Origin of the sequence: Shewanella sp. CAL98-MNA-CIBAN-0140, from assembly GCF_040309905.1 — a bacterium.
Taxonomy (GTDB): Bacteria; Pseudomonadota; Gammaproteobacteria; order Enterobacterales; family Shewanellaceae; genus Shewanella; species Shewanella psychromarinicola.
In genome coordinates this window covers 39,381-57,796 of sequence record NZ_JBEOPI010000024.1, presented here as the reverse complement: position 1 = coordinate 57,796, position 18,416 = coordinate 39,381, and the positions used below count along the sequence as shown (strand labels likewise).

General features: G+C 40.2%; 12 protein-coding genes and 1 pseudogene. 6 read left to right on the top strand and 7 right to left on the bottom strand.

The window, feature by feature from the left end; translation table 11 throughout:
• Positions 1 to 193: 193 nt before the first annotated feature.
• The 3 genes from AAEY93_RS13420 (at position 194) to AAEY93_RS13410 (ending at position 6,821) form a co-directional block, all read left to right on the top strand.
• Positions 194 to 5,038 (top strand): NAD-glutamate dehydrogenase, encoded by a 4,845-nt coding sequence (locus tag AAEY93_RS13420; RefSeq protein WP_124013027.1) that lies wholly within the window; start codon positions 194 to 196, stop codon positions 5,036 to 5,038.
• Between the two features lie 61 nt (positions 5,039 to 5,099).
• Positions 5,100 to 6,119, top strand: a complete 1,020-nt coding sequence (pyrD, locus tag AAEY93_RS13415) for a quinone-dependent dihydroorotate dehydrogenase (RefSeq protein ID WP_101031042.1) — start codon at positions 5,100 to 5,102, stop codon at positions 6,117 to 6,119.
• Between the two features lie 168 nt (positions 6,120 to 6,287).
• Positions 6,288 to 6,821, top strand: a complete 534-nt coding sequence (locus AAEY93_RS13410) for a cell division protein ZapC (RefSeq protein ID WP_101031044.1) — start codon at positions 6,288 to 6,290, stop codon at positions 6,819 to 6,821.
• Positions 6,822 to 7,704: 883 nt separating this feature from the next.
• Here AAEY93_RS13410 and AAEY93_RS13405 read toward each other — a convergent pair.
• The 4 genes and pseudogenes from AAEY93_RS13405 to AAEY93_RS13390 all read right to left on the bottom strand — a co-directional run bounded on the left by AAEY93_RS13405 (position 7,705) and on the right by AAEY93_RS13390 (position 10,126).
• Positions 7,705 to 8,454: an SDR family oxidoreductase gene (locus AAEY93_RS13405; RefSeq protein WP_351077563.1), complete on the bottom strand. Its 750-nt coding sequence runs from the start codon at positions 8,452 to 8,454 to the stop codon at positions 7,705 to 7,707.
• A gap of 107 nt (positions 8,455 to 8,561) precedes the next feature.
• The gene (locus tag AAEY93_RS13400) at positions 8,562 to 9,263 is read right to left on the bottom strand and encodes a histidine phosphatase family protein (RefSeq protein WP_101031048.1); all 702 of its coding nucleotides are present in this window, start codon (positions 9,261 to 9,263) and stop codon (positions 8,562 to 8,564) included.
• Between the two features lie 2 nt (positions 9,264 to 9,265).
• A pseudogene (locus tag AAEY93_RS13395) lies at positions 9,266 to 9,947 on the bottom strand (phosphotransferase family protein); the annotation flags it as partial.
• Positions 9,935 to 10,126, bottom strand: a complete 192-nt coding sequence (locus AAEY93_RS13390) for an SDR family oxidoreductase (protein ID WP_351077541.1) — start codon at positions 10,124 to 10,126, stop codon at positions 9,935 to 9,937. The pseudogene AAEY93_RS13395 and the gene AAEY93_RS13390, both read right to left, overlap by 13 nt.
• Positions 10,127 to 10,847: 721 nt before the next feature.
• On the opposite strand from AAEY93_RS13390, the gene AAEY93_RS13385 reads away from it, so the two are divergent.
• Positions 10,848 to 12,497 carry a methyl-accepting chemotaxis protein gene (locus tag AAEY93_RS13385; protein ID WP_351077538.1) on the top strand — a complete coding sequence of 550 codons (1,650 nt, stop codon included), beginning with the start codon at positions 10,848 to 10,850 and terminating at the stop codon, positions 12,495 to 12,497.
• Positions 12,498 to 12,585: 88 nt separating this feature from the next.
• Here the strand turns inward: AAEY93_RS13385 and AAEY93_RS13380 are convergent, their stop codons facing one another.
• On the bottom strand, positions 12,586 to 12,900 hold the full coding sequence (locus tag AAEY93_RS13380; protein WP_101031052.1) for a hypothetical protein: 315 nt from the start codon (positions 12,898 to 12,900) through the stop codon (positions 12,586 to 12,588).
• A gap of 194 nt (positions 12,901 to 13,094) precedes the next feature.
• On the opposite strand from AAEY93_RS13380, the gene AAEY93_RS13375 reads away from it, so the two are divergent.
• Both AAEY93_RS13375 and AAEY93_RS13370 read left to right on the top strand, forming a co-directional pair.
• Positions 13,095 to 13,589, top strand: a complete 495-nt coding sequence (locus AAEY93_RS13375; RefSeq protein WP_101031054.1) for a putative 4-hydroxy-4-methyl-2-oxoglutarate aldolase — start codon at positions 13,095 to 13,097, stop codon at positions 13,587 to 13,589.
• 26 nt (positions 13,590 to 13,615) lie between these two features.
• Positions 13,616 to 15,439, top strand: a complete 1,824-nt coding sequence (locus AAEY93_RS13370) for an AsmA family protein (protein ID WP_351077533.1) — start codon at positions 13,616 to 13,618, stop codon at positions 15,437 to 15,439.
• Positions 15,440 to 15,753: 314 nt separating this feature from the next.
• Here AAEY93_RS13370 and AAEY93_RS13365 read toward each other — a convergent pair whose 3' ends face one another.
• The gene (locus tag AAEY93_RS13365) at positions 15,754 to 17,307 is read right to left on the bottom strand and encodes a lytic transglycosylase (RefSeq protein WP_124013032.1); all 1,554 of its coding nucleotides are present in this window, start codon (positions 17,305 to 17,307) and stop codon (positions 15,754 to 15,756) included.
• A 142-nt stretch (positions 17,308 to 17,449) separates the two neighbouring features.
• The gene (gene gloB, locus AAEY93_RS13360; RefSeq protein ID WP_124013033.1) at positions 17,450 to 18,229 is read right to left on the bottom strand and encodes a hydroxyacylglutathione hydrolase; all 780 of its coding nucleotides are present in this window, start codon (positions 18,227 to 18,229) and stop codon (positions 17,450 to 17,452) included.
• Positions 18,230 to 18,416: the final 187 nt, after the last annotated feature.

The following is an 18,416-nucleotide window of genomic DNA, read 5'->3' as shown; positions in this document are numbered from 1 at the left end:
ACTAAAATTTTCCTCGATATAGCAGCAATTTAGTAATAAACTTTGCACAAGATCTCAGATATGAGTTTCTTTTGTTAAACAAAACGGTTATTGACGTGATATACACAAAATGACTCGGACCGACAGAATCAACAAGCCGAAACATCCATATAATTATAAGAGCGCTGCCATAGACGCTTAAGGAATCTGCACCATGGCCTTGAAAGATGCAATGCCTTCAGTACTACTGGAAAATGTAGTCAATTTAATTTACACAAAAATCCCTCATTCTCAAGCCAAACAAGTTGAGCAATTTGCTAACTGCCTCTATGCCCAAATGTCAAAAGACGATCTCAATGCCCGTAATGACAGTGATTTGTATGGTGCCGTAGTGAGCCTTTGGAATGCACTGAATAAAACGGCACAGGACAAAACACACATTCGTGTATTTAATCCTAGCCAAGCCAAACATGGTTGGCAGTCAACTCATAGCATTATTGAGGTTATCCAACTTGATATGCCTTTCTTGGTTGACTCGCTCTCAATGGCGTTAAATCGAATGGGCATCACAGCTCATGTGATGTTGCATACGCCATTAGCGGTCGTGCGTGGTAATAACAAGGTGACAGATGTGTCATTTGTGAATGACGCGACAGATGGTAGCAATAATGTGGCGGTATTCTTGGTCGAAATTGACAAGCAAAATAGTGATGCTGACATTAAGGCCATCGAAAAAGAAATACAAACAGTACTTGCTGATGTCACTGCATCGGTCAATGATTGGCAATTAATGTCTGCTACATTAACCGAGACTATTAAGCAATTACCTTCACGTCCGTTTCCTGGTGAGAAAGCTGAACTTCAAGAGTCGATTGATTTCTTGAACTATTTGAACAACCACCATTTTACTTTGCTTGGCTACCGTTATTATGATTTAAAACGCGTTGAAGGCGATGTTGAGCTTGTTCCTAATATTGAATCTAGCTTAGGACTAATGAACCGTTCAAAAACCTCACACAGTGAGCGTGGTTTATTACTCTCAAGTTTATCTGATTCTGCTCGTAAAGAGGCATTAGATGAAAGCTTACTCGTTCTCACCAAAAGTTCTGCTAAAAGCCGTGTGCATCGTCCGGCTTATGTTGACTATGTCGGTGTTAAACGCTTCGATAACAAAGGCAATGTCATTGGTGAAGATCGCTTCATTGGTTTATATGCTTCCAATCTTTATAACCGGAGTCCTCGTGAGATCCCATTACTGCGCGAAAAGGTTCAGCGGATCTTGGCCCGTTCAGGGCTAGCACCACGCTCACATGATTACAAAGCGTTAATGAACATCCTTGAGAACTTACCTCGCGATGAGTTAATTCAAGCGAAAGATGATGAGTTATCGGACATTGCTTATGGCGTGCTTGAAATGCAAGACCGCGATAAATTAAAGCTGTTCGTGCGTAAAGACGGTTATGGTCGTTTCTTATCGTGTTTAGTGTATGTGTCCAAAGATCGTTACAACACTAAATTACGTCAAGATACTCAACGCATTCTGGCACAGCATTTCCAGAGTAATGAAGATGTTGAGTTCACAACCTATTTCTCAGAGTCAACCTTGGCTCGAACTCACTATATTATCAAAGTTGATAATAACAATATGGATGTTGATGTGATTGCCATTGAAAAAAATCTTATTGAAGCTGCTCGCTCGTGGGATGATAAATTGCACACAGCGTTAAATAATACTGTTGGGGAACAAGCCGGTACTGGCTTAACCAAACGTTATTTAAATACGTTCCCACCTAGCTATAAAGATGATGTATTACCTAGCTCTGCTGTTGTCGATATGCAACATTTAGAAGCATTGGATGACGATCACAAGTTAGGCATGTTGTTCTATCAACCACAAGAGTCGGCGTTAAACAACAATAAAGTTCGTTTAAAACTGTTCCATAAAGACGAACCTATTCACTTGTCCGATGTATTGCCAATGCTTGAAAACTTTGGCTTACGGGTGATTAACGAACGCCCGTATGAAGTCAAAACCAATGACGGTGCGACATTCTGGATTTTAGACTTCTTAATGACAGTGCAGGGCGCGGCAACAGAAAACCTAGCCGACAGCCAAGACCGTTTCCAAACGGCATTGTTGCAAGTTTGGCAAAAGAAACTGGAAGATGACGGTTTTAATCGTATCGTACTGTCAACCGGTTTAAGCGGTCGTGAAGTGTCTATTTTACGTGCTTATGCTAAATATATGCGTCAAATTGATGCGACATTTAGTCAGTCTTACATTGAAGAAACTTTCAGCCGTTATCCTAAACTAGCGGACTTATTGGTGAAGATGTTCATCCGTAAGTTTAATCCTAAGTTAAAAACCCGGACGTTAAGCAAGTTCCTTGAACAAGTGAACCTACAACTTGATGATGTTTCAAGCTTGGATGATGACCGCATTATTCGTCGTTATTTAGATTTAATTAACGCCACAATGCGTACTAACTTCTACCAAACGGCTGCAAATGGCCTAGCAAAAGATTACCTTTCGTTTAAGTTTTCGCCAATCTTGATCCCGGAAATGCCTAAGCCGTTACCTAAGTTTGAGATTTTCGTGTATTCACCTCGTGTTGAAGGTGTGCATTTGCGCGGAGGTAAAGTGGCCCGTGGTGGTTTGCGTTGGTCAGATCGTCGTGAAGATTTCCGTACCGAAGTACTCGGTTTAGTAAAAGCACAACAAGTGAAAAACACCGTAATTGTCCCTGTTGGTGCAAAAGGTGGCTTTGTCTGTAAGCAACTGCCAACCGAGGGAGGCCGTGAGGCATTCTTCACTGAAGGGCAACAATGTTACCGCATCTTTATCCGTGCGTTGTTAGATATTTCTGACAACATTAAAAACGGTGAAGTGGTTCCGCCAGTCGATGTTGTTCGCCATGACGAAGATGATGCTTATTTAGTTGTTGCAGCCGACAAAGGCACCGCGACCTTCTCCGATATTGCTAACGAGATTGCGATTGAATATGACTTCTGGTTAGGTGATGCGTTTGCCTCTGGTGGCAGTAACGGTTATGACCACAAGAAAATGGGTATTACTGCTCGTGGTGCATGGGAATCAGTGAAGCGTCATTTCCGTGAGATAGGCGTAGATTGTCAAACTACACCCTTTAGCTGTGTCGCCATTGGTGATATGGCGGGTGACGTATTTGGTAACGGCATGTTGTTATCGGAACAAACTCAATTGGTTGCTGCATTTAACCATATGCACATCTTTATTGACCCTACGCCAAAGATTGCAGAAAGCTATGCTGAGCGTCAGCGTTTGTTTGTGTTACCTCGCTCAAGCTGGGAAGACTACAACGCGAAACTGATATCTAAAGGCGGTGGGATATTCCTACGTGCTGCCAAGTCAATTAAATTGACGCCAGAAATCAAGCGAATGTTAGACACTGACAAAGACGCCATGACCCCAAGTGAACTAATGAAAGAACTACTGAAAATGCCAGTAGATTTGATTTGGAACGGGGGGATCGGTACCTATGTTAAATCGAGCAAAGAATCGCATTCTGAAGTCGGCGACCGTGCTAATGATACTTTACGGGTTAATGGTAAAGAAGTTCGTGCCAAAATCATTGGTGAAGGCGGTAACTTAGGTTGCACTCAATTAGGCCGTATTGAATATTGCGCTAATGGTGGCCGCATGAACACTGACTTTGTGGATAACGTTGGCGGTGTAGATTGTTCCGATAACGAAGTTAACATTAAGATTTTCTTAAACACCTTAGTGGCAGAAGGTGAGTTAACCGTTAAACAGCGTAACCGTTTACTTCAAGACATGACCGACGAAGTCAGCGAGATTGTGATCCAAGATTGTAAAAGTCAAACCCGTACTATTTCAGTGACACAAGTCGATGGTGTGTCGCAGTTGAAAGAACAAATTCGTTTTATTCAGTATCTTGAAAAAGATGGCAAACTTGATCGTGCACTTGAATTTTTACCAACAGATGACGATTTAGCTGAACGTTTAGCCAATGGCCGAGCGCTAACTCGTCCTGAAATATCGGTATTAGTCGCGTACGCTAAGATGGTACTTAAAGAGCAATTAGTGACCCCTGAAATCACTGAAGATGCTTTTTTAAGTAAGTTGCTCGTCGCTTATTTCCCTAAAAAATTACAAGCTAAATACGCTGACAAAATGACCGCGCATCCTCTACGAGGTGAAATTATTGCAACATCTTTAGCCAATGAATTGGTTAATGACATGGGCTTTAATTTTGTACAACGTATGCAAGATGAGACCGGTGCAACAGTTGCTGAAGCGGCAATTTGTTATACTATGGCTCGAGAAATCTTTGGCCTTGACGAGTTAACCGCTTCAATTAGTGATTTGAATGGCGTAATACCTGCAGTAGTGCAGGGTGAAATGTTACATCAGTTACGTCGTAATATGCGCCGTGCGTGTCGTTGGTTTATCCGTCATCGTAATCGCGCTCATAATATTGATCAAACCGTTGCGTTCTTTAAGCCCGTGTTTGAACAGCTTAAAGCCAATGTCGATCAATATATGATAGCGGCTGAAGTGAACGTTATGTCTGCCGAGATTAATGCGCTGACCAACGAAAATGTTCCTCAAGCCGTCGCAGAAGTTGCGGTGAAAATGAGTACATTATTCTCTGCGTTAGACATTGCACAAATTGCTCAAATTGAGAATAAGTCAGTTGAACTGGTATCAGAAACTTACTTCAAACTCGGTGCTAAAGTTGAGTTACATTGGTTCTTAGAACAAATCAGTGCCCAACCTGTTGCTAACCATTGGCAAGCACTTGCCCGTGCGGCATTCAGAGAAGAACTTGATTGGCAGCAACGTGCTTTAAGCTCTGCAGTATTACGGACTTGTAGTGATACTTGTGATGCAGATAGTGTGATTAATCAGTGGATTGAACAAAATAAGTCTTTGCTCGAAAGATGGTATCACATGCTAGCGGATTTTAAGGTTTCTCAAACCCATGAATTTGCGAAGTTCTCAGTCGCCTTACGAGAACTGAACTTACTGATTTTGCATTGCGAAAGTCAGAAGTAGTTTTTATAATGTGAATAAACCCTGGCGATTGCTGGGGTTTTTTTTAGGTCTAGGAGAAAACATGTTTTACAAACTTGCACAAAAAGTAATGTTTCAGATGGACCCTGAGTTAGCTCATAATCTAGCGATTGGCAGTTTGAAAATTACCGGAAACAATCCGTTAAATTGTTTTTATCGTCAACAGGTTAAATCTGCTCCAGTAACCTGTATGGGGCTCACTTTTCCTAACCCTATTGGTTTAGCTGCAGGTATGGATAAAGATGGCGAGTCAATTGATGCTTTTCATGCTATGGGCTTTGGTCATATTGAAGTCGGGACGGTAACGCCACGTCCGCAAGCGGGTAATGATCAACCACGTTTGTTTCGATTAAAACCTGCCAAAGGGATTATTAATCGTATGGGCTTTAATAATAAAGGTGTCGACAATCTGGTTCGTAATATGATGGCTAAGAAATCTGACATTATGGTTGGTGTGAATATAGGTAAAAACAAAGATACACCAGTAGAACAGGGTAAAGATGACTACCTGATCTGCATGGAAAAGGTTTATCAATATGCCAGTTATATTGCCGTTAATATTTCTTCTCCTAACACCCCAGGTTTACGTTCAATGCAATACGGTGAGTTACTTGATGACTTATTAAGTTCAATTAAAGCCAAACAAACTGAGTTAGCCGCTAAACATGGTAAATATGTACCTGTGGCGTTAAAGATTGCTCCTGACTTGACCTCAGACGAAATTAAAGCGATTGCCGATTCACTGTTGAGTCATCAGTTTGATGGTGTCATTGCGACCAACACCACATTAAGCCGAGATAATGTTACCGGTTTAAAAAATGCACAAGAAACAGGCGGATTGAGTGGTAAACCTTTGGCTGACTTATCAACTCAAGTGATCAAGCAATTATCGATCTATTTACAAGATAAGATCCCGATCATTGGTGTGGGTGGGATCAATAGTGCGGCAGATGCCTTAGCCAAATTTGACGCGGGTTCAGCCATGGTGCAGATATACACGGGTTTTATTTATCAAGGACCTAAACTGATTGATCAGATCGCTAGGGCTTACTGTACAAAATAGCATCTAAAACACTAGGTTATTGATCAAAAATCATGCCGCGATCGAATTTTAGATCGTTCGATCGCGCTAACACTATGAAATTTATGTTATATTTTTTATTTAAATTTTGATATTGCGTGAAATATAATCTATTATAAATATGTGTTTAACATTTAGGTGTAAATAGTCATGTTATTAATGCCAAATAAGGACTGGCATTGGGAATACAATGAAAGCTTAAACCAATTAAGTATTTCATTAGGTTCCGAGATGGAGTTCTTAACCCCATATAAAACAAAATTATTAATTCCTGATGCACTAACGGCTAAGGAATTTACCCTTGAACACGCAAAATTTTATATTAACATGCTCGAAACCTTACCTAAGGTTTTACATATCTCTGATGCAGGTATTGTACAAACCGCACTAAATGCCACCGCCGCCCATTTTTTATTACAATCGCAAATGCCAAAGTCTTGGTTTTTTGACGTGAGTGATGAATGTGTTTATTGCGATGTGGGTAAGTTATTTCAACTTAATTGTGGCTACTCTAAAGTATTAGGATTAGTGGTTGAAAATGGCTTACAAGCTGCAACCGTGATGATTTTATCGCAATACTGTCAGTTATCAGAAAATAAATCATTAGTGCAATTTGATACTATAAAAGTGATGCATAATCGTTTACATCCACTGCGTAAAGCTAAACAAGTTGTCGCAGCATAGTTAAGTTTATTGGTTTGATTTATTACCGCTAATTACCATTTTCAATGGCAACATGCTCTACATTACTTTCCCAAACAGGCTCTTCGCCTAGTCTCATTTTTGTTGTCTCAACAAATATATTCAATAGTGATGTTGTGTTTCTATTTGGATTGATAGCATTACCAGCGCCATCATAATCACTTAATTTGATAGCCTTGCAATAGTTGCATCAATCCACGTTCATTGATGTGTTTGTCCAACATGTAATGCCCTAACATTCTGCAACTTAGGCCAGATTTAATTGTATCTAAAATGAGCTCTTGTTGCTTGAGCTGATAGTGCCCTTTGCACTCCCTTCATTAATCTTGATCCATTATGGGATGAATACTAATAGGCACGTTAATTACACCCGCCTATTATGAATAACATAAACTGCCGCCAATATATTCTATTCAGCATCAAATTTTAGTCTCGCTCTATTGATAATCAATTGTGGCGGATTTAGGATCATCATTTGATAGCAGACTGATTTATTGGTTATTAAATCAGAGTGTTTTTGTATGACCAATACTAAATTCGATGTTATATCTGTCATCTATTACTCAGTGAGCTTGCGTATCGGTAGACTACCAAAACAATTTACTGGTTTTTTTACGCCTTGTTGACTAAATAGTGTTGGATTAATGCTGTGTAATAAGCCTTTTGGTAGTGGCTAAAATAATGCCATTATACTGAGAGTGTCAGATGAATATATAAGCTAGTTATAGCATGATGATCCGCATCCGCGACCTAATTCACATTTTTACTGGGTTAACATTGTGCTGATTAATGATTTCGGAAAATTATTGAATCTTTGCAGCATCATCTGGGCTTGTTATCACGATGCTGCGATTTTTGGCTAAACTCAGCTCATTTTACGGATCATGCTGATCGGAGCAATACGCAGCAGCCAATGTAACATTGCCCACGGATAACTTGGCACATAGGCATTAGCCTTTTCTTTTTGGATGGCCTTTACCAAGGCTTTACAACCCGTCTCAGTGTCGACAATAAAGGGGACTGTCTTCACTTTCTGGTTAATTTCACTGCGAATGAAACCGGGATGAACACAAGTGACTTTTATTGGGGTATCCATAACATCAATGCGCATACCTTCAGACAATGAGGTTAAGGCTGCTTTGGTGGCGGCGTAAACGGTCATGGCACGTCTAAAACCACGTACTGCACTGATGGATGACATGGTCACTAGGTGGCCATTATTTTGTTCACGGAATATAGCCATTGCGGCTTCACATTGGGCAATAGCGGCAATAAAGTTGGTTTGCGCAGTTTGTAAGTTGGCTTCAAAAAAAACCGTCCCAATTGAAGCCCCTTTGCCCATACCTGCATTAACGATAACACGGTCCAGTTGTCCTAACTCTTGTTTAAACTGACTAAACACCTCAAAGACTTGTGGGTGGTTGTTCACATCAAGGGACTTAATTAACACCTTGATATTAGGGTTAATGGCCAATAGTTCTTGTTTTAATTGTTCAAGGCGGTCCATTCGTCTGGCGCACAAGGCTAAATTATAGTCTTGCTTGGCAAATTCAATTGCCATGCCGCGCCCTAAACCCGAACTCGCCCCTGTTATCAATATATTTGTCCGTTTCATCATCTGCTCTTTTTATTTTATAATAGTTATTTATATAGTGATTGTCGTTAATGATTGTCTTTAATCTTTATGGCTCTGGGTAAATAAAACTCTAGGTGATTTAATTATTAAATCAAACTGTGTAAATGTCGCTGTTCACCACCAAAAAAACTATGCTCATTCATAGTGATTAAGCTTAATCGTTGTTGTTTTAGCTGTAATTGAGTCACGCTGCAATTAACTAATTGTTTATTGATATTAAAGAACTGGATTTCTGGTATTGATAAAACCTGCATAATAGCAGTACTTATTACGCCGCCAGAGGTGAACACAAATACCGTGTCATCTTGTTCTGTCTGAGTGGTGAGTTGTTGTAAGCCACTGGCCACTCTCTGGCTAAAGTGCTGCCAAGATTCGCTGTAATCATGAGCATTAGGTGCTTGTTGCCATTGTAAAATGGCTTGGCTAAATAACTCAACAAATGCTCTCGTAGGTGAAGCTTGCTGGTGAAGATACTGCTTCATGGCTTCTGGTTTGGCTAATTCTGGGCGATAGACTGCAATCACGTTTTCATGATTAAACTCATTCCACTTTGCACTGATCTGTAATGGGTCGTGTAAAAAGGGGGGTGATAAGGTGGCTAAGCACGCATCACGAGTTTGTTGATGGCGGGTCATGTTGCCACAAATAACACGATTTGGGCGAATAGTGCGTTGATTAAAATGTTCGGCCAAGAGCCTAGCTTGGGTACGTCCTAAGTTCGACAAGTTGTCGTAATTATGGGCGCCAAAACTGGCTTGGCCGTGACGGATTAAATAAATGTTCGCCATGGTTATCCTTTTTGTTTCATTGCACGTTTGCAACGCCACATTAAATAATGAGACAAAATCCAAAACGGTTTAAACGCCGGATTACGAGTTTGCTTGTGGAGGTAGCGATAATAAATTTGTTGCACAATACCCGCTAAACGGAACAAACCAAACACTGCATAAAAGCGGAAATCATCAATGATGATATCCATTTTATCGCAATAATATGCAACCACTTGTTGACGCGTTAGCATGCCGTCAAGATGTGTCGGTTGGCGGCGGGTCATCTGCGCTAAAAAATCATCATCCGCTTCAACCCAATAGGCTAGGGTGTTGCCTAAATCCATCAACGGATTGCCGAGCGTGGCAAGCTCCCAGTCTAATATTCCTTTCACCTTGCCTATGTTATCGGGGTCTAACACTACGTTATCAAACCGAAAATCATTGTGGGTTAAACAAATGGTTGTTTGTGCGGGTTTATGCTGTTGTAACCAAGCCATAACACGTTTCCTGAGGGTGCATTCCATATTTTAGCTTGAGCATAGCGCTGGCTCCAACCATCAATTTGGCGCAGGGTGTACCCTTCGCCTTTTCCTATGTGATTAAGACCAGCGGCCTCAATGTCAACGTTGTGCAATTCGATCAAACATTCACATTGGTGCACATCGTTGTGGTTTGTTGTTTATCGACTTTTAAGCCTTTAGGTCATTACCTTGTGATTGTGTCAGTAACCAAAACGGCTTATTGTTTTCGCCTTTAAAGGTTATGTCAGTCACTTGCGATGCATTAATCTGTGACTTATCAAAGCGCTTGTCCATGATTTTCCATGGGGGTAATTGGGTACGTAAACTACTGCCAAGATTCGTTTTAAAAAAACAGGCCATAATCTGCATACATTGATATTGTCATCGCAAAGCTCTAAGTGCAATGTTTCTGACTGCGGCACCACCGCGGCTTTTGAGACGTTATAGTTCGACATAAAAGGAATGGGGGAGGTTAAGGCGGCTTGTGATAACAGATATAGCGCGACAGTTAACCAATGGGGAAGTGGATTTTGCCATTGATGTGACTCGAACTGTTAATTTCCTTTTAGCCCATAAAAGCTCCTTTCTGATCCTTTTTGTGTGTTGATTGACCGCCGATGTCATAGTATCAATGTCATAGTATCGATGTGGTGGTGAATCATTTATAAGACTGTAGCAGAAGGTGACTGAGTGACAAGGTGTGAAATTGCCAATGCTTTGTTGAATGACCGTTATCAACTCGATTGGCCGATTGCTGATGTTAAGGTCACTAGATCTGTTGGGTTAGCGTCACGACACAGTAGTGATATAGTCGACTATCGGCTAATTGAACCCGCCACTGCGGCACGGTATCATGCCCGAAAACGGGCAAGGAGAATACGGTAACCCTTAGATGATAAAAAATTAAATAACTGATTATTATATTTATTTTTATATAAATATTGATAATTGCCTTGTAAACAACAATTAACCGACTGAGTACACTTTAGGCTTCTACTATTGTTGCCTAGCCTGAACCAACATAAATTCCAATTCTAATATCAAACCAGCCTAATAATAATAATAATCAAATGGTGCCTATATGAACCCAACCAATATGTTTTTTCGCAAAACGACCATTGCTAACCGTTTACTGGGGATGTTGGCATTAGCTATTATTGCCACGATTGTGGTTTTTTGGTTTTCATTAACCCGAGTTGAAAACGTGTTAATTAACGAAAAAGAAGCCAAACTGAATGCTTTGGTTGACGTCGCTACCACCATAGCAGACAAATATTATCAAGATGCGCAGTCTGGGATCATCACTGAAGATGAAGCTAAAGTCATGGCCTTGGCGGCAATCGATAAGTTGAGATATTCGGGCAATGAATATTATTTCAGCATTGATACTCAAGGGGTAATGATCCAACATCCTTTTGCCAAGAAACTTGTCGATACCAACGTGTTATCAATGAAAGACCCAAACGGTGTAAAACTGTTCGCACAGATGATCCAACGGACAGAGCAACAGGATTTTGCCCGGGTGGATTACATGTGGAACAAACCACAGCAAGAGCAAGCTAGCCCGAAAATGTCCGTGGTCAAGCGTTTTAGACCTTGGGGCTGGATCATCGGTACAGGTATTTATGTTGATGATATTCAAGCCGACAAAAACCATTTTATTACCCAATACTTAATATTACTCACGTTAGTTTGGTTACCAGTCATTTTGCTACTGTTTTTTATTATTCGAAGTATCTCTGTACCTATGATGGAAACCATCAACGCGTTTAAAAATATTGCTAAAGGTGAAGGGGATTTGACCTTACGTTTATCTGAAGAGGGAAATGATGAACTCAAACATATTGCGCATCATTTCAACGTATTTATTAATAAAATCCAGAACGTTATTGTATCGGTGAGTCAGTCGGTTGATGAATCAAGCCGTTTAGCCAAAAACATGTCAATCATTGCACAACAAGCCAATCAAATTTCGACCAATGTACAAGCCGAAACGGCAAATGTTGCGACCGCCATTAATCAAATGTCAATGACCGCATCTGAAGTGGCTTCTAATGCACAATTAGCCGCAGACAGCACCCATCATGCTGACACTGAAGCAGATAAATCTGCTACCGTGGTTGATAACGCGATGCAAAAAATTTCAGAACTATCCAATGAGTTGGCGACAACAGAAGATGTTGCAAAAGGCTTACAAGTGAGTTCCGGTCAAATTGGGCAAATTCTTGATGTGATTGTGGGCATTGCCGATCAAACTAATTTACTCGCTTTGAATGCCGCTATCGAAGCGGCTAGAGCCGGCGAGGCGGGTCGGGGTTTTGCGGTTGTTGCAGATGAAGTTCGTACTCTTGCTAGCCGAACCCAAGCTTCAACAAGTGAAATTAATCTTATCGTCGACGCAATCAGAAGTGCCATTAACAGTGTTAATGCCTCTGTTGCCAGAGCCAAAATAAAATCATCCGAAACGGTCAATGAAGCTCAGCAAGTTGTTGGTGCGCTTGATAATATTAAGTCTTCAATTGAGCAAATATCGCAAATGAATGTTCAAATCGCTGCTGCGACAGAAGAGCAAAGTACGGTTATAGCAGAGCTCAATATGAATATTACCCGTATTAATGACATGTCATTAGAAAATAGAACTCAAAATGAGCTCATTAATAATGGCAGTATGGATATTGAACAAGGTGCGATTGAGTTGCATGAGCTTGTGGATCAATTTAAGGTAAAATAACAGCTTGCTCATCGGGCTGATTGATTCAATTAGCCCGATTGATATGGTGATATTCTATAACGAAATTGACACAGTTAGTTCATCAATATTAACGTGATAATTGCACCATAATATTGATGACATCTTGATACGAGATATTGTATTTGCGTGAAAGATTAATGATTTTAGTTTTATAAGTTTGAATATGCTCTTGTTTAAGTAAGCCTATTTGTTTTTGTTCAACAATAGAATTTACCGTATCTTGCAAGATTAATAAGCGGCGCAAACTAAAGTCCAACGAATCAATATACGCCGTCATTTGCTGTTTATTACGCGCATTTCCAAGGTTTGTTGTGGTGCGTTGTTCGAAGTCTAACTCATCAAACGCATCCATCATTTGTTGTAAATTTAAATCTTCACTCATAAGTATGATTTTTTACGTTATTTTTGGAAATTATATGCATTTTTATCGAATAAGTCACTCTTTAACTTAGTTTGTGGATAGGTTCATAGACTAAGTTAACAGTACTTTTTTGAGTATAATAATGTATCGTTAACAAAACTTGTTGAATTGCCTAATAATTAGTAATCTAAGATTCAGATTTTCAAGGAGGACTTATGTTAGATCTATTACCGGACTTATTCGATCATTACCCTGAACAATTAATATTATTGTCTAATCCATGGCAATCCTTTGGTGCCAAGCCTATATTTTATGGTGAAGTGGTGACCGTAAAATGCTTTGAAGACAATTCCAAGGTAAAATCTGAATTAGCTAAAAATGGGCAAGGAAAAGTATTGGTTGTTGACGGTGGTGGTTCAACCAGACGTGCGCTACTTGGTGACATGATCGCTCTAAATGCATGTAAGAATGGCTGGGAAGGTATCATTATTAATGGTTGTATTCGTGACGCTGGAACCATCAACACCATGCAAATTGGCGTGCAAGCTTTAGGCACTAATCCAATTAAAACGGATAAAAAAGACGTAGGTGAAGTCAATGTAAAAATTGAGATTGCGGGTGTCAGTATTTTTCCTGGAATGATGATCTACGCTGATTTAAATGGTGTTGCTGTCAGTAGACAGGCATTGGATTTAACTATTTTAGCTTAAAATAGCGACAGACAAGGAAGAGCAAAATGAAAGTAATAAAGTGGTTTTTAGCGATAGTGCTAACCTTAGTGGTAGGTGTGACAGTCTATCTGACAATGTTTTTCGATTTAAATAATGTTAAACCGCAAATTGTCGATGCCGTAAAGAAACAAACTGGCCGCGACTTACAAATCACCCAAGACTTAAGTTGGAGTGTGTTTCCCTCTTTAGGAATAAAGCTCGGGGGTATTTCGTTATCTAATCCAGATGGGTTTACGCCTGCATCAATGCTTGATGTTAATGAGGCAGTGGCCAGTGTGGCACTGATGCCATTGTTTAGCCAACAGATTGAAATTGATTTATTAAAGCTAGACGGATTAACACTACATTTAGTGACTCAAAAAGACGGCAGAACCAGTTTTGATGGATTGGCGGCAAAAACCACTGCAGACAAGCCAAAAGCGACAGCAAGTAGCGACACAAAAGCAAAATTGTTGCAGACGTTGGACATTGGCGGCATTGAACTGACCAATACCAATATTAATCTCATTGATATGGCCAGCAATACCACCCAGACCTTCAGTTTAAAAAGCTTTACCTTAGGTCAATTCAGCCTAGGTCAATTCGCTGATTTTGCTTACGAGTTTTCTGCGACGCTTCCTGATATGCAGTTAACATCATCTGGCCAGGGTAAAGTTAAAGTCGACCAAGCATTAAAGAATGTCACTATTAATGATTTTGCTATGGTACACAAAGCCCAAGGCGACAGCTTACCGGGAAAAGCGGTTACCGCAGAGCTCACTACACAAATGACGCTGGCATTAGATGCCAAAACCATAGCGCTGCAATTGACCAAAATATCAGCTATGGACTTAGCCGCAACCGGTGATGTTAAGGTCAACTATGGCACTAGCATTCCGAAAATTGCGATGAATCTAGACGTTGGTGATATTGATGTGGATGCACTACTGCCACAGCAAGAAGACCAGGCCGACAAGCCAGGGGAGAAAACCGACACTGCGCCGAGCCAAGAACCTGATTTATCAGCATTAAAGAGTATGGATTTAATCTTAAATTTGACCGCTAAATCAATAAAAGTCAGTAATATGCTGACGCAAAATTGGCAAATGAAACTGGCTATTAATAAAGGTGTATTAACCTTATCGTCGCTCACTGCCAATTTATATGAAGGTAAACTAGCGCTTAGCGCTAAGTTAGACGCTCGTAAAGCGGTGCCGACGTATCAGTTTGATAAAAAATTGACTGGCGTGCAAATTCTTCCATTATTAACGGATGCGGCAGAAGTGGATTTGATTTCTGGTACAGCGAGCTTTGAAGTTAACGGCAGTGGCGCTAGTTTGATCCCCGATAATATGAAAAAAAATCTCGAAGCCGTGGGTAAGTTTGAAGTGGCAGATGGCGCGCTCTATGGGGTTAATATTCCGCAGATGATCCGCAGTGCACAGCAAAAATTAAAAGGTGATTTATCGGCAGATAAAAAAGAAGCCTTAAAAACCGATTTTACCAGTTTAACCGGCAGCTTTACGCTTAAAGACGCTGTCGTTAACAACCCTGACTTAACGATGGCTTCACCGTTAATACGTTTAAAAGGTAATGGTACGGCAAACATTGCTACTGAAGCCTTGGATTACACGTTAACCACCAGTGTGGTGGGTTCCTTATCGGGTCAAGGTGATGCTGTTGATGAATCACTCAAAGGTGTTGATATTCCATTAACCATTAAAGGCACATTCCAAGATCCTAAGTTTGGTATTGATACCAAAGCGTTATTAGAAGGCCAATTTAAAGATGAGGCCGACAAAGCCAAAGAAAAGCTAAAAGAAGGATTGTTTAAAAAGCTTGGCATTTAATTGATCGTCTTTGGATACTAGTGGCTGTAGGTCTTCTTTACGACTACAGCCTTGTGAAGGCGACTAGCGCTTATGATATACAATTGGTTATCTTGGTAAGCAAGATGTACTTAAGTCGCGGTAATGACAGTGCAGATAAAGCATCAAAACGTCATTGAGCACGATGAACAGATTAGCATTTATCTGCCCACATTTTACTGCATAAAAAAAACGGACAGGTTATCACTTGTCCGTTTTTTTATGTGAGGCTTGAAATCAGCACTGTGTCAAATTTTCAAGCTAAGATCACCACAATCACCCATTCGCTACAGTGACTAGCTATTGGTCATGATCAGTTTTAATATTTGTCCAGGTTGGATCAAGGAACTGCTTTGTAAACTGTTCCATTCGATTAATTCAGCAACGGTAACCTTGTATTTAAGGGCAATACGCGATAATGAATCACCTGATTTGACTCGATAGTTAACGGTTTTCTCATTGCTAGCGTTGCTATTGGCGACTTCATTAGGAAAAATAACTAACGATTTACCTATGGTTAATGTCGATTTTTTCTTAAGATTATTCCATTTAACTAATTGTGCCACGTTCACTTGTTGTGACTGTGCAATTTTCCATAACGAATCACCAGACTTAACGGTATAAACTTGTTTATTTGGGCTAGATTTAACCACAGTTCGGCGAGCCAGCACTTGGTCCGCGATCATCGTCGCTAAATCGGGATCTTTTGCTGCAACAGGAATAATTAAAAACCTACCGGCAATAATATTATTGCCTTTAATGCCATTACTGCTTCTTATTAACGTTGCAGTCGTCTCAAATTGATCGGCGATTTCGCTGATACTGTCACCAGACTTAATTTTATAACGAACCCAGTTAATGCGAGAGTTTGGTTCAATAGTGGCTAATGCTCGTTTAAAGGTTGCCGCTTTATCACTAGGCACAATCAATTGATGTGGCCCTTGTGGTGCCGTTGCCCAGCGCTTTAAACCCGGATTAATCGCTTTTAAATCATTGATGTCTATTTGAGCGAGATCTGCCGCTAAGTTAATGTCTAATTGGCTTTCAATATTGACCACTTCTATTTGTGGCGAATTATCGATAGCAATTAAATTGATACCGTATTTGTCAGCATGTTTAATCACATCTGCCAATGCTAATAATTGAGGCACATAGTGAGCGGTTTCTCGTGGAACAGATAATGACCAGAAATCGGTAGATTTTCCGCGAGCTTGATTATGTTTTATTGCATTGAATATTCGGCCTTCACCAGAATTATAAGCGGCAATGGTATATAACCAATTGTGATCCATTTTGGCGTAGAGGTATTCCATTAAATCTAAAGCCGCTTTTGTGGACGAGGCTATATCACGGCGTCCGTCGGACCACCAATTGGTTTTCACTCCAAAAGAAATCGCGGTCGGTGAGGTTAATTGCCATAGACCTGATGCGTGACTTGGAGAGTAGGCTAGTGGGTCAAATCCACTTTCAATAATCGGTAATAATGCGAGCTCTAAGGGTAAATTGCGTTGTTCAAGCTGTTCAACGATGTAATACAGATATGGCTTAGCACGTTGGGTCACAATCTCCAAATGCCGCGGATTATCGATGTACCATTGGCGGTAATGATCCACCAATGTATTCTCGACAATAGGGAAACGCATTTGATTGCTGATCCTGAACCATAAGTTGTTAACTTCAGCAACTTGTTCTTCAATTTGATCAAGGGATACCGTCGCCGATTTTTTACTTTTAGCGTTAGATGTAACCGTCTGGGTTGTACTATCAGAACTTGGCTCTGAAGTGTAGAGTGTTTGGCACCCTGCTACAGCCAGCATACTGCCAGCTATAATAAATAAGTTAGCTTTCATTTGAAGATACACTTCCTCAAGTTTTCAGGCATTAAAATGGAACATACCAAATGCCTTCAAGACTTTTTTGGTCATGCTAATTCAATTTCGCATTGTAGATTAATTATTTTAACTTGTCTTATTAAACTGTTTTCATGTTGATCTAAAAGTTGTTTTTCCATAATCTAATTTGTGTAAATGTTTGAATAGTATCTATTTCTTTTTCTTTTAGTTGGGCCGCAATTGCGTTCTGAGTCTCATGTAGGTGGCAACGTAAAAAAGGATTGATGGCTTTTTCTGTGCCTATTGAGCTCGGAATAGTAGGTTTTTTTTGTGCTCTTAATCGTTTGACCTTGTCTGCATAATCAATTAATTGCTGATTATTTGGTGTGACATGTAGCGCAAATTTAAGGTTTGCCTCGGTATATTCATGGGCACAATACACTTTGGTGCTATCGGGCAGCTGTGCAAGCATTGAAAGTGATTTAAGCATTTGTTCCGCGGTTCCCTCAAATAAACGTCCGCAGCCCGCGCTAAATAAAGTATCACCACAAAACAGGCTTTCCTGTAGATAATAAGCAATATGTCCTAAGGTATGTCCCGGAACCGCCATTATGGTTATTGGATCGAGATGGGGAACATTGAGAGTGGATTGTGATCCAACGTTAAGAGGATGAGTTAACGCTGCAATTTTTTCATTATCAGGACCATATACATTAAGCGCATGCTTGAAATGTTGCTGTAACATTTCAATACCGCCGGTATGATCAGCATGATGATGAGTGATTAAAATTCCGACTAATTTAAGATCTGTTGTTGAGATATAATCAATAACACTTTGACCACAGCCAGGGTCAACGACGTAAGCATAGCGACTGTTTTCTTGATGAATTAACCAAATATAATTATCGTTAAATGCAGTAATAGTATGAACGTTAAGCATGATCTTACTCAAGTGATGATTGACTATCAGTTAGGGTAACGGATATCGTGAGACAATACCAAATTCATGGGTTATCGGGTAACACTTCGGCCATTTAGTGTGATGTCACGACATCACTGGATTGAAGGCACCGTTATCCTAGGTAACCGCTTCCTTGTTGTCTTGTTTGATAAAGGCGTCACTATTA